Annotated in this window: 12 protein-coding genes, 2 rRNA genes and 1 riboswitch; of the genes, 1 reads left to right on the plus strand and 13 read right to left on the minus strand. The window is 43.6% G+C overall.

Annotation, left to right across the window (positions count from 1 at the left end; translation table 11 throughout):
• Nucleotide 1 precedes the first annotated feature (1 nt).
• The 11 genes from purH to purE all read right to left on the minus strand — a co-directional run bounded on the left by purH (nucleotide 2) and on the right by purE (nucleotide 11,348).
• On the minus strand, nucleotides 2–1,537 hold the full coding sequence (gene purH / locus ETB99_RS09920) for a bifunctional phosphoribosylaminoimidazolecarboxamide formyltransferase/IMP cyclohydrolase (RefSeq protein WP_171700510.1): 1,536 nt from the start codon (nucleotides 1,535–1,537) through the stop codon (nucleotides 2–4).
• Nucleotides 1,515–2,117 carry a phosphoribosylglycinamide formyltransferase gene (purN, locus tag ETB99_RS09925; RefSeq protein ID WP_077429936.1) on the minus strand — a complete coding sequence of 201 codons (603 nt, stop codon included), beginning with the start codon at nucleotides 2,115–2,117 and terminating at the stop codon, nucleotides 1,515–1,517. The genes purH and purN overlap by 23 nt, the downstream gene beginning before the upstream one ends.
• The gene (purM, locus tag ETB99_RS09930) at nucleotides 2,114–3,151 is read right to left on the minus strand and encodes a phosphoribosylformylglycinamidine cyclo-ligase (RefSeq protein WP_171700511.1); all 1,038 of its coding nucleotides are present in this window, start codon (nucleotides 3,149–3,151) and stop codon (nucleotides 2,114–2,116) included. The genes purN and purM overlap by 4 nt, the downstream gene beginning before the upstream one ends.
• On the minus strand, nucleotides 3,114–4,541 hold the full coding sequence (purF, locus tag ETB99_RS09935) for an amidophosphoribosyltransferase (protein WP_171700512.1): 1,428 nt from the start codon (nucleotides 4,539–4,541) through the stop codon (nucleotides 3,114–3,116). Before purF ends, purM begins: the two co-directional genes overlap by 38 nt.
• Nucleotides 4,517–6,739, minus strand: coding sequence for a phosphoribosylformylglycinamidine synthase subunit PurL (gene purL / locus ETB99_RS09940; protein ID WP_171700513.1), 2,223 nt, complete (start codon nucleotides 6,737–6,739; stop codon nucleotides 4,517–4,519). Before purL ends, purF begins: the two co-directional genes overlap by 25 nt.
• Nucleotides 6,723–7,409 carry a phosphoribosylformylglycinamidine synthase subunit PurQ gene (purQ, locus tag ETB99_RS09945; RefSeq protein WP_171700514.1) on the minus strand — a complete coding sequence of 229 codons (687 nt, stop codon included), beginning with the start codon at nucleotides 7,407–7,409 and terminating at the stop codon, nucleotides 6,723–6,725. The genes purL and purQ overlap by 17 nt, the downstream gene beginning before the upstream one ends.
• On the minus strand, nucleotides 7,406–7,660 hold the full coding sequence (purS, locus tag ETB99_RS09950) for a phosphoribosylformylglycinamidine synthase subunit PurS (RefSeq protein WP_006323591.1): 255 nt from the start codon (nucleotides 7,658–7,660) through the stop codon (nucleotides 7,406–7,408). The genes purQ and purS overlap by 4 nt, the downstream gene beginning before the upstream one ends.
• Nucleotides 7,648–8,370, minus strand: coding sequence for a phosphoribosylaminoimidazolesuccinocarboxamide synthase (gene purC / locus ETB99_RS09955; RefSeq protein WP_006323589.1), 723 nt, complete (start codon nucleotides 8,368–8,370; stop codon nucleotides 7,648–7,650). Before purC ends, purS begins: the two co-directional genes overlap by 13 nt.
• A 65-nt stretch (nucleotides 8,371–8,435) precedes the next feature.
• Nucleotides 8,436–9,731: an adenylosuccinate lyase gene (purB, locus tag ETB99_RS09960; protein WP_171700515.1), complete on the minus strand. Its 1,296-nt coding sequence runs from the start codon at nucleotides 9,729–9,731 to the stop codon at nucleotides 8,436–8,438.
• On the minus strand, nucleotides 9,728–10,876 hold the full coding sequence (gene purK / locus ETB99_RS09965) for a 5-(carboxyamino)imidazole ribonucleotide synthase (RefSeq protein WP_171700516.1): 1,149 nt from the start codon (nucleotides 10,874–10,876) through the stop codon (nucleotides 9,728–9,730). The genes purB and purK overlap by 4 nt, the downstream gene beginning before the upstream one ends.
• On the minus strand, nucleotides 10,860–11,348 hold the full coding sequence (gene purE / locus ETB99_RS09970; protein WP_128999457.1) for a 5-(carboxyamino)imidazole ribonucleotide mutase: 489 nt from the start codon (nucleotides 11,346–11,348) through the stop codon (nucleotides 10,860–10,862). Before purE ends, purK begins: the two co-directional genes overlap by 17 nt.
• A 107-nt stretch (nucleotides 11,349–11,455) precedes the next feature.
• A riboswitch (purine riboswitch) is annotated at nucleotides 11,456–11,557 on the minus strand.
• Nucleotides 11,558–11,708: 151 nt separating this feature from the next.
• On the opposite strand from purE, the gene ETB99_RS09975 reads away from it, so the two are divergent.
• Nucleotides 11,709–12,098 carry an Hsp20/alpha crystallin family protein gene (locus tag ETB99_RS09975; RefSeq protein ID WP_006323577.1) on the plus strand — a complete coding sequence of 130 codons (390 nt, stop codon included), beginning with the start codon at nucleotides 11,709–11,711 and terminating at the stop codon, nucleotides 12,096–12,098.
• Between the two features lie 128 nt (nucleotides 12,099–12,226).
• Here the strand turns inward: ETB99_RS09975 and rrf are convergent.
• A 5S ribosomal RNA gene (rrf, locus tag ETB99_RS09980) occupies nucleotides 12,227–12,343 on the minus strand.
• Between the two features lie 93 nt (nucleotides 12,344–12,436).
• A 23S ribosomal RNA gene (locus ETB99_RS09985) occupies nucleotides 12,437–12,558 on the minus strand; the annotation flags it as partial.

Below are 12,558 nucleotides of genomic sequence, written 5' to 3' on the forward strand. Positions count from 1 at the left end.
TTTAATGTTTAAAATGGCGTACTCCTGTAAATACCATCGTAATACCGTATTCATTTGCTTTTTGAATAGAATCTTCATCGCGAATCGAACCACCCGGTTGAATAATGGCAGTCACTCCCGCCTGTGCAGCGGCTTCAACAGTATCACTCATCGGGAAAAACGCATCGGAGGCTAATACAGCTCCTTTCGCACGATCGCCGGCTTGTTCTATTGCGATGTTTGCCGCACCTACACGGTTCATTTGTCCAGCGCCGACACCAATCGTCATCCCGTTTTTCGCGAGTACAATCGCATTCGATTTGACATGTTTCACCACACGCCAAGCGAACGTTAAATTCGACCATTCTTCTTCTGTCGGTTTTCTTTCTGTAACAACTCGCAATGTCGCATCATCAATTGTATACGTGTCTTCGTCTTGAACAAGTAGTCCCCCACGTACCGATACGACAAATGGTTCTTTTTTCCTTTCTGCTTCAAAATCGATCGTTAACAGACGAATGTTTTTCTTTCTCGTTAAAATTTCTAGCGCTTGTTCTGTAAATGACGGAGCGATAACAATTTCTAAAAAAATGTCATGTAATTTCGCAGCCGTTTGTTCGTCAACTTCACGATTAAGCGCCACGATGCCACCGAAAATGGACGTTGGGTCGGCTTCGTAAGCTTTTTGAAACGCTTCAGCGATCGTCTGGCCAACGCCGACTCCACACGGATTCATATGTTTCACCGCTACCGCCGCTGGTTCAGTGAATTCCCCTACAATTTGTAAAGCTGCATTGGCATCGTTAATGTTGTTGTAAGACAGTTCTTTTCCATGTAATTGCTTCGCTTTTGTAATAGAAAATGGTGAACTGAGCGGTTTTTCGTAAAATGCAGCCGTTTGATGTGGATTTTCACCATATCGTAACGATTGTTTTTTCACAAACGTCATCGTCATCGTTTCCGGATACGTTTCTCCAACGACGTTTGTCAAATATTGTGCAATCATCGCATCATACGCTGCAGTATGGCGAAATACTTTTGCAGCTAACGCCCGTCTCGTCTCAAGCAACACTTCATCGTATTGTTTCAGTTGTTCAATGACTAAGTGATAATCAGCTGGATCCACAACCGCTGTCACATAAGCGTGATTTTTCGCTGCTGCTCTAAGCATCGTCGGGCCGCCAATATCGATCTGTTCAATCGCTTCCATCAGCGTCACGTTCGGATTTGCGATCGTTTCTTGAAACGGATATAAATTGACAACAACAAAATCGATCGGCGTGATGTTATGTGCTTGTAGCTGCTGTTGATGTGTTTCGTCATCTCGCACAGCTAACAGTCCACCGTGAATATTTGGGTGCAATGTTTTGACCCGTCCGTCTAAAATTTCTGGGAAGTTTGTCACATCAGAAATGCTTGTCACAGGGATTCCGTGTTCTGCTAATACACGCTTTGTACCACCTGTTGAAATGATTTCTACTCCAAGCTCTGCTAGTTGCTTAGCAAATGTAACAATTCCTTTTTTATTTGACACGCTAATAATTGCTCGTCTTTTCATTCTTTGTACTCCCTTTCTCCGTCAACAATTGTTGAATGACTTGCGGATACAACACATGTTCAATTTCATGAATGCGGCGCTCAACGCTTTCTAATGGTTCTCCGTCATCAATATATAGTGCCCGTTGCGCAATAATTGGTCCCGTATCCATTCCTTCATCAACGTAATGCACTGTAACCCCTGTCACTTTCACACCGTAGCGATACGCTTGGCCAATCGCATCTTTTCCTGGAAACGCCGGCAGAAGAGAGGGATGAATGTTTACAATTCTGTTCGGATATGCCTGTAAAAGCGTTGGACCGATAAGCCGCATATAACCAGCAAGAACAACTAAGTCGATTTCTTTTTGTTGTAGTTGTTGTAAAATCTCACGTTCAAATTGTTGTTTCGTTTCATATTGTTTAGGGTTAAAAACAAATATCGGCACGTGTTCACGCATCGCTCGTTCAATCACTTTCGCTTGCGGTCGATCACATACAAGAAGCGCCACTTCGGCTTGAATATCTCCTTTTTTTACGGCATCAACAATCGCTTGAAAATTCGTGCCGCTTCCTGAAGCAAAAATAGCTATCCGCTTCATTCGATTTTTCCTCCAGCAAATGATACACCCGTTCCTTCTTTTACACGACCGATAATGTACGCCTCTTCTCCACACGCTTCAAGCAACTGTACAACGTCTGGCACAACACGGCTATCAACCGCTAATACAAACCCGATACCCATATTAAAAATATTGAACATATCGATTCGTTGTAGCTGTCCGTATTGTTGTAAAAAGTTAAAAATTGATGGAATCGGCCATGAACCGTAATCGATTTCGGCTTGCAATCCATTCGGCAACATACGTGGAATGTTTTCGATAAAACCTCCTCCTGTAATATGCGCCATCCCTTTGATATGGAATTGTTTTAACGCTTCAAGTACTGCTCGAACATAAATACGTGTAGAGGTCAATAGTTCTTCACCGAGCGTTCGAGAAAATGGTTCATATACGTGATCCAACTTCAAATTCGCATCTTTTATAATTTTTCTAACGAGCGAATATCCGTTGCTATGCAAGCCACTTGAAGCTAAACCGATCAGCACATCTCCAGGAGCAATCGCATCTCCTGTAACAAGTTTTTCTTTTTCCACTACTCCAACGGCAAACCCAGCTACATCGTATTCATCTTCGGGATACATACCCGGCATTTCCGCTGTTTCTCCCCCGATGAGGGCACAGCCTGCTTCGACACAGCCATCAGAAATTCCTTTTACAATATGTTCGATTTTGTCAGGCACCGCTTTTCCGCAAGCGATGTAATCAAGGAAAAAAAGCGGCTCTGCTCCTTGTACGACAATATCGTTTACGCACATCGCTACGCAATCAATTCCGATCGTATCGTGCCGGTCTAGGGCGAATGCAAGCATTAGTTTCGTCCCTACACCGTCTGTTCCAGATACAAGGACAGGTTGTTTATACCCGAGCGAAGAGAGGTCAAACATTCCTCCAAAACCACCTAAGCTTCCAAGTGCACCGATTCGGGCAGTTTTGGCGACATGTTTTTTCATCCGCTCTACCGCTTCATATCCAGCTTCAATATTCACACCGGCTTGTTTGTACACATGTGCCAACATGCTCTCCTCCAATCTTCGTCGGATATTGTCCTGTAAAACAAGCTAAACATTGCCCACAGTTTGCTGAATCGTTTGGTCTTCCAATCGCTTGCAAAAGCCCTTCTGGACTTAAAAAAGCAAGAGAGTCCGCTTCAATGAGTTGTCGAATTTGTTCGATCGTATGGTTAGCCGCAATAAGCTCTTCTTTCGTTGATGTATCGATGCCATAAAAACATGGATGCGTAATCGGTGGTGAACTAATGCGTACGTGTACTTCCGTCGCTCCTGCCTCACGAAGCATGCGAACGATACGCTTGCTCGTCGTTCCACGTACGATGGAATCATCGACCATGACAACTCGCTTCCCAGCTACAACTCCACGGACAGGCGATAATTTCATTTTTACACCTTGTTCACGAAGTGCCTGCGATGGCTGAATAAACGTCCGTCCAACATACCGATTTTTAATTAACCCTAACTCATATGGAATGCCTGTTGCCTCCGCATAACCAATGGCTACCGAAATGCTCGAATCCGGCACACCTGTAACAACGTCTGCTTCAACAGGTGCTTCAAATGCTAACCGCTTGCCAAGATTTTTCCGCGCTGTATGAATGTTAATGCCGTCCACATTGCTGTCCGGGCGAGCGAAATAAATATATTCCATACTACAAATGGAGCGAGCTACTTTAGGGGCGAAACGCTCGGAACGAATCCCTTGTTTATTAATCATAATGAGCTCTCCTGGCTCCACTTCCCGCTCATATGTCGCACCAATGACATCAAACGCACACGTTTCCGATGCCACAACGTACGCCTCACCTAAGCGCCCAAGCGATAAAGGACGAAAACCATGTGGATCAAGCGCAATATACATTTCCGTTTCCGTTAAAATAAGAAAGGCAAAAGCGCCACGTAAATGTGTTAATGCTTCTTTAATTCGCTCTTTTAAAACCGGCTCATCACTACGCTTAATTAAATGAGCAAGCACTTCGGTATCAGACGTCGTTTGAAAAATGCTCCCTTGTTGTTCTAAACGGAAACGAAGCTCATCGGCATTCACTAAATTTCCGTTGTGCGCAAGTGCTAAACTGCCGCCTTGGGAACGGAATAAAAGCGGTTGAACATTTACATATCCGCCCCCACCAGCAGTAGAGTAACGGACGTGGCCGATCGCAGCCATGCCCGTTAATTGCGCTAATTCCCCACGACCAAATACTTCCGTCACTAAACCGATTCCTTTATGAAACTGGAGCGTTCCATTTCCACCGACAACGATTCCCGCTCCTTCTTGACCACGATGTTGTAAACTATGCAGTCCGTAATATGTCAACGTCGCTGCTTCTTCATGTCCCCAAATGCCAAAAATTCCGCATTCTTCATTTAATCCTTTGATTTCAGCAAGCATGGAATAGCTCCTTTCCATACATTTCGCATCGTTTCTACTGGAACGTGGAGAATACACGTACCCCCGGCTGTCACATGGAGCGTTCCGTCATTGGTCACTTCCCCGATACGTACCGCTTGAACAAGTCGCTCAAACATTTGTTGATGCTCTTTTTTCACAGAAACAATAAAACGTGATTGTGTCTCGCTAAACAATTCAGCCACGACATCACCTTCAATCGCCACACGTGCACCTAAACCTTTTGCGCTCATTACACATTCCGCAAGGGCAACAGCTAAGCCCCCTTCTGATACATCGTGTGCTGACGCTACAACCCCAGCTCGAATGGCAGCGAGAAGTTGGCGTTGTCGTTTCGCTTCAACATGTAAATCAATCGTTGGAGCTTTGCCGAAAATACGACCTGTTAGCCATTTTTGTAGCTCGCTCCCACCAAATTCTTGCTTAGCTTCCCCAATGACATAAATCAAGTCGCCAGGTTGTTTAAATGCTTGTGTCGTAATATGACTAATATGTTCAATGATACCAACCATCCCGACAATCGGTGTCGGATAAATGGCTTCACCGTTCGTCTCATTATAAAGCGATACATTTCCGCTAATGACAGGCGTTTCTAGCACACGACACGCTTCGCTCATTCCCTCTACTGCTTTTTCAAGTTGCCAAAAAATTTCAGGCTTCTCTGGATTACCAAAATTTAAGCAATCGGTGACAGCAAGTGGCTGAGCCCCAGAACAAACAATGTTTCGTGCTGCTTCTGCGATCGCAATTTTCCCACCGACTTCTGGATCTAAGTATACGTAACGAGAATTACAATCCGTTGTCATCGCTAACGCTTTATTTGTGCCACGAATGCGTAAAACAGCTGCGTCAGATCCCGGAGCCACAACCGTGTTTGTCCGCACCATATAGTCGTATTGCTCATATACCCATTCTTTACTTGCAATCGTCGGCTGGCTTAACAGCGCAAGCAATGTTTCTTCATAGTTATCAACTGTCGGTACGTACTCCATCGTTTGAAAATCACGATAATACGCCGGTTCTTGCGACGGTTTATGATAAACAGGAGCATCTTTCGCCAGCGCGTCAACCGGAATTTCAGCAACAACTTCTCCATGATGATACAAACGCAACATATGGTCATCTGTGACACGCCCGATCGCTTTTGCCTCTAGTCCATATTTTGAAAATACATCCATGATTTCTTGTTCGCGACCTTTTTTCACAACGAGAAGCATGCGTTCTTGTGATTCAGACAGCATCATCTCATACGGTGTCATTCCTGTTTCACGTTGTGGAACGAGATCTAAGTTTAGTTCAATACCAGAACCTGCTTTGCTCGCCATTTCCGCCGACGAGCTTGTTAAACCGGCCGCCCCCATATCTTGCATACCAACGAGTGCATCGCAATGAATGACTTCCAAACAAGCTTCAAGAAGCAATTTTTCCATAAATGGATCCCCGACTTGCACAGCTGGCCGTTTTTGTTCAGATTGTTCCGTTAATTCTTCTGATGCAAATGTCGCCCCATGAATGCCGTCACGCCCCGTTTTCGCGCCAACATACATAACTGTATTTCCAACGCCTGATGCGATTCCTTTTTGAATATCTTCATGTCGAATCACCCCGACGCACATCGCATTTACAAGCGGGTTTCCTTCGTACGCCGCATCAAATTGCACTTCACCACCAACGGTCGGAATACCGACACAATTTCCATATCCCGCAATCCCTGCGACAACGCGCTCGAATAAATATTTCACACGCGGTGACGTTAATTCGCCAAAGCGGAGCGAGTTTAATAACGCAATTGGTCTTGCCCCCATCGAGAAGACATCGCGAATAATTCCCCCAACACCTGTGGCAGCCCCTTGATACGGCTCAATCGCAGATGGATGGTTATGGCTTTCAATTTTAAATGCTACCGCTAATCCATCTCCAATATCGACAATACCAGCGCCTTCTCCTGGTCCTTGGAGCACATGTTTCCCTTCAGTCGGAAACTTTTTTAATACAGGTTTCGAATTTTTATAGCTACAATGTTCTGACCACATGACAGAAAAAATGCCCGTTTCTGTATAATTAGGCAAACGTCCAAGAATACGCTCAATCATCGCAAACTCTTCATCTGTTAATCCCATGTCACGATACATCTTCTGTTCTTTAATCATTGTTGGACTTGGCTCAAGTAGTAACGACATGTGTGTCCCTCCAATATGTCACAATTGATTGAAACAGTTTTAAACCATCTGCCCCTCCAAGCAACTCATGAACAGCTCGCTCAGGGTGTGGCATCATACCAAGCACGTTTCCCTTTTCATTCACGATGCCCGCAATGTTGAATAAACTGCCGTTTGGATTTTCTCCCTCATACCGAAAAACAATTTGGTTATTAGCGATAAGCTGTTGTAACGTTTGTTCATCACAATAATAGTTTCCTTCTCCGTGCGCAATGGGGATTGTAATCACTTCTCCTTGCTCGTATTGCGATGTAAACATCGTTTCGTTATTTTCGACACGAAGCTTTACCGGACGGCAAATAAACGTTAACGTATTGTTGCGTCGCATCGCACCTGGGAGAAGTCCTGCTTCAAGTAAAATTTGAAATCCGTTACATACACCTAAAATCGGCTTGCCTTCATCGGCTGCTTTTTTGATCGCCTTCATCACGTTAGAAAAGCGTGCAATCGCTCCAGAGCGTAAATAATCCCCATATGAAAAGCCGCCCGGCAAAAGAATGGCATCAAAATCATCTAAGCAATCCACATCATGCCAAACGTATTCAACTTCCTCCCCTAATTCATCTGAAATGGCATGATACATATCGACGTCGCAATTGGAGCCTGGGAATACAACGACCGCAAATTTCACTGAACGACAACCTCCTCAATCTCGTAGCGATAATCTTCAATGACGGTATTCGCAAGTAACTTTTCACACATCTCTTTCACAACTGCATCGATGTTACGATCACTTTTTTCGACGAGTAACTCCATAAACTTCCCGATTCGTACATCTTGCACTTCACGATAGTTTAAGCTATGCAATGCTCCTTTTACCGCATTGCCTTGCGGATCTAATACATTTTCACGCAATGTGACATACACTTTTACTTTGTACATGATAATCCTCCTAATCGTTGTAAAAGTTTCGTATATGTTTCTGTTAAGTCGCCTAAATCACGACGAAATACATCTTTATCAAATTTTTCTTTCGTGTGTACATCCCATAATCGACACGTATCTGGGGAAATTTCATCCGCCAACAATACCGCTCCCGTTTCATCTTTTCCAAACTCTAATTTGAAGTCAACGAGCTGTAAGTCACATGAACGAAATAAGGAAGTTAAAATGTCGTTAATGCGTAACGCCATCTGTTTCATGTGCAAAAGCTCATCATGAGTGGCGAGCTGTAACAAAGCGATATGATCTTCCGTTAATAGGGGATCGCCTAAGTCGTCGTTTTTATAGTAAAATTCTACAATCGGTTTTTTCATCACGGTTCCTTCCTCTAAACCAATTCGTTTCGCTAAACTACCGGCGACGATATTGCGGACAACAACTTCGAGGGGAATAATCGTCACTTGTCGCACAAGCTGTTCAGTATCAGATATTTTGCGAATAAAATGATTGCTTACACCTGCCTCATGCAACAAGGAAAATAGTAAACTTGTAATCTCGTTATTTAGCCTCCCTTTCCCAACAATCGTTGCTTTTTTTTCGCCGTTAAATGCTGTTGCCTCATCTTTATACTCGATCCATAATACATGCTTCTCATTCGTTGCATACACTTTTTTCGCCTTTCCTTCGTATAGAAGGTATTGCTTCTCCATGTTCTCTCCCCCATTTATCCAGAATATTAGGAATTTTTAGCCTGTAGGCAAGGCAAAGGCCTTACCTATTGCAAGCCAAGTCGCCGAAAAATTGTATCGACATGTTTTAAATGATAATTGTAATCGAAGCAATCTGCGATTTGATCCTTCGTTAAACGACTTGTAATCACTTCGTCTGCTTCAATTAACGAGCGGAACGGCACTTGTTTTTCCCATGCTTCCATCGCCTTTGGTTGTACAAGATCATACGCTTCCTCACGCGTCATACCTGTGTCAATAAGCGCTAGCAATACGCGTTGTGAATAAATAAGTCCGAGCGTGCGATCCATATTCTTCTTCATGTTTTCTGGGAATACGGTCAAGTTTTTCACGATATTTGTAAAGCGGTTGAGCATGTAGTCTAAAGCGATCGTTGCATCCGGTAAAATAATACGCTCCGCCGACGAATGCGAAATGTCACGCTCATGCCAAAGCGGTACATTTTCATACGCCGTTAACATATACCCACGAATGACGCGAGCCATTCCTGTCATATTTTCTGAACCGATCGGGTTACGTTTATGTGGCATCGCTGACGAACCTTTTTGTCCTTTAGCGAAAAATTCTTCCACTTCACGCGTTTCACTTTTTTGCAATCCTCGAATTTCAACAGCAAATTTTTCAATCGATGTTGCAATTAAAGCGAGCGTCGCCATATAGTGGGCATGACGATCACGCTGTAACGTTTGCGTCGAAATAGGCGCAGGCTGTAAGCCAAGTTTTTCACATACGTACTGCTCAACAAACGGATCGATATTGGCATACGTACCAACAGCACCAGAAATTTTTCCAACGCGTACCGTTTCGGCTGCTTGCTTGAAACGTTCTAAATTTCGCTCCATTTCGGCATACCAAAGCGCCAATTTTAATCCAAATGTCGTTGGCTCAGCATGAACACCGTGTGTCCGCCCCATCATGACCGTATATTTATGTTCAATCGCTTTTTCTTTTAATACAGCAATAAAGTTCTCTAAGTCACGCAATAAAATTTCATTTGCTTGTTTTAATAAGTATGATAATGCTGTATCAACCACATCCGTAGACGTAAGGCCGTAATGTACCCATTTTCGTTCTTCTCCTAGCGTTTCTGATACCGCACGCGTAAAGGCAACAACATCATGGCGTGTCTCTTCTTCGATTTGTTTTATGCGGTTGATGTCAAAAGACGCATGTTGGCGGATTTTTTCCACATCTTCTTTTGGAATGACACCCAACTCCGCCCATGCTTCACATGCTAAAATTTCGACTTCCAACCAAGCACGAAAACGGTTTTCTTCCGTCCAAATGGCGCCCATTTCAGGTCTTGTGTAACGTTCAATCATACGTTCATCCTCCGATCTGTCCAAATGGAAAATTCGTCTATTTTTCGTTGCATCACATCGACATCGTCAACCAACCATGTGATATGTCCCATTTTCCGCTTCGGCTTTGCTTCTTTTTTGCCATAAAAATGAACGTGTGCCTCACCCAATTGAGCGATGTTGCGAATCACAGCATCCACATGTTCTCCTAACACATTGACCATCATTGCCGGTTTTAACAATTTCGTACTGCCAAGCGGCCAATCGCAAATGGCGCGAATATGTTGTTGAAATTGCGATGTGATACAACCGTTTATTGTATAATGACCTGAGTTGTGCGGTCTAGGGGCAAGTTCATTAACATACAATTGTCCGTTTTTAGTCAAAAACATTTCAATCGCTAACGTCCCTACAAGTTGATACGCTTCTGCTAACTGTTTCGCATATGTTTCAGCTTGTTCGATAATGCGTTCACTCACCTGAGCCGGCGCAATCGTTTCATGTAAAATGTTGTCGCGATGAATGTTTTCAACGACAGGAAACAGCGCCATTTCACCAGAAACATTGCGTACAACGATGATGGATAATTCTTTTACAAAAGGAACCCATGCTTCTAACACACACTCACCGTTGGCTAAAAGTGAACGAGCCTTATGCACATCATCTAAACAACGAATAACAACTTGCCCTTTTCCATCATATCCACCACGGCACGTTTTCAATACAGATGGAATGCCTATCTCTCGAATCGCTTCCTCTAGTTCCTCTTCTTTGAATACAAGACGATAAGGCGCAACAGGTAAGCCAGCAGACTGAACGGCTCTCTTTTCTTTCCAACGATGTTGTGTAATCGCAAGAAGCTCGCTTCCTTGAGGCACATATCCTCTCTCTGCTAATCGATTCAATGCATCCGCATCAATATTTTCAAATTCATAGGTGATGACATCACTTACTTCAGCTAGCTGACATAATGCTCGTTCATCGCTATATGAAGCAACAATTTCAATGTCAGCGACTTGAGCACATGGAGAGTGTGGGGTAGGATCGAGTACAGCAACGAAAAACCCCATCTCTTTCGCAGCGATCGCCATCATTCTTCCTAGTTGTCCTCCGCCAATAATGCCAATCGTTTGCCCCGGAACAATCATTTTAGTCAAGCTGATCACTACTTTCCATCACTTGTTTTCGAATCGTTTCACGACGTGCCCGTAATGCCTCCATATATGTTGGTTCATACGTCCCGAGTATCGACGCAGCAAGCAATGCAGCGTTCACAGCCCCTGCTGTTCCGATCGCTACCGTTGCTACCGGTACTCCACCTGGCATTTGGACGATAGAGAGTAATGAATCAAGACCGTTCAACGTCTTAGACATAATCGGAACACCGATAACGGGCAATGTTGTTTTTGCTGCTACCATTCCCGGTAAATGCGCAGCTCCTCCCGCTCCAGCAATAATGACTTTAATTCCTCGCCCTTCAGCCGATTCAGCATATGTAAACATAAAATCTGGTGTACGATGGGCTGAAACAACTTTTTTCTCAAATGGAATATGCAATTCCTCTAATATATCACACGCATGACGCATCGTTTCCCAGTCCGATTGACTTCCCATAATGACAGCGACAAGTGGCTGCATTTACACTCACCTCTTTTTATCATTCAGAAAAAAATCCAGAACGACGTCCCTCGATCATAAGGGAAAGCATCATTCTGGACATATTTCGCCCCTAGGGTGAAAAAAGCCAATAAGATCCTTTCCCTCATAGTCCAATAATTTACGGTTATTGGGTAGAGACTTTTGGGCCATATTCCCAAAATTATATGAGGGTTCAATCATGTATTCACTTACTTTCATCTTACCAGTCATTTTTCCATCATGTCAACATAAAATCGAACATTTTTATAAACTTAATATTTAATGTTCGGATTTTACTTAAAGTTCACCCTTTGATCCATTTCATCGTATAGTAAAAGAAAAAGAGAGAGGAGGAAAACAGTGGACTGGACAAAACAATGGGAAGCATTTTTTTCTAATCCTTTTTGGAATGCATCAAATACCTTTTCTTCTCATTCATCTGGCATCAATATGTATCGTCGTGATCATGAGTTGCTTGTTGTCGTTGCCATCCCCGGTTTAGAGAATGTACATGATGCAGAAGTATATATTCATTACAATACATTGGAGATCAAAGCAAATGTTCAATTACATTTTGAAGGATTTGAATTAATTGAGGAAGGAATTACACAAGGACCCTTTGAACGAGTAATACAACTTCCTTTTCCTGTAGGCGAAAAAGTGGAAGCTGTATACGAGAATGGGTTGCTTTTTATTCAGCTTCATCGCCTTATTCCTGATCATATAAAGAGAAAAGTAGAAATTAAATAAAAAATGAGCTAACCAGCATTGGTTAGCTCTTCACTATGGGGGAGAGGATTGTAAAAGCGTTAAACGCAAATACATGGACAAAAAAAGTTAGAGAACAAAGTCGAGATGCCCTCTAACTTACCATGTCCGCCCGGCAACGTCCTACTCTCGCAGGCGGTGTCCCGCCAACTACCATCGGCGCTGGAGAGCTTAACTTCCGTGTTCGGGATGGGAACGGGTGTGACCTCTCCGCCATCGTCACCGAGCAAACATGCTTTTTCGTTTCGCCTCTTTCGGCGTGAAGGATAATTCCTTCAAAACTAGATAACAGAACAGTCGCCTTCGCTTTTCGTATGTGTTTAGTTAAGTCCTCGATCGATTAGTATCCGTCAGCTGCACGTGTCGCCACGCTTCCACCTCGGACCTATCTACCTTGTCATCTTCAAGGGATCTTACTCGCTTGACGCGATGGGAAATCTCA

This window comes from Anoxybacillus sp. CHMUD (assembly GCF_013096965.1).
GTDB lineage: Bacteria > Bacillota > Bacilli > Bacillales > Anoxybacillaceae > Anoxybacillus > Anoxybacillus kestanbolensis_A.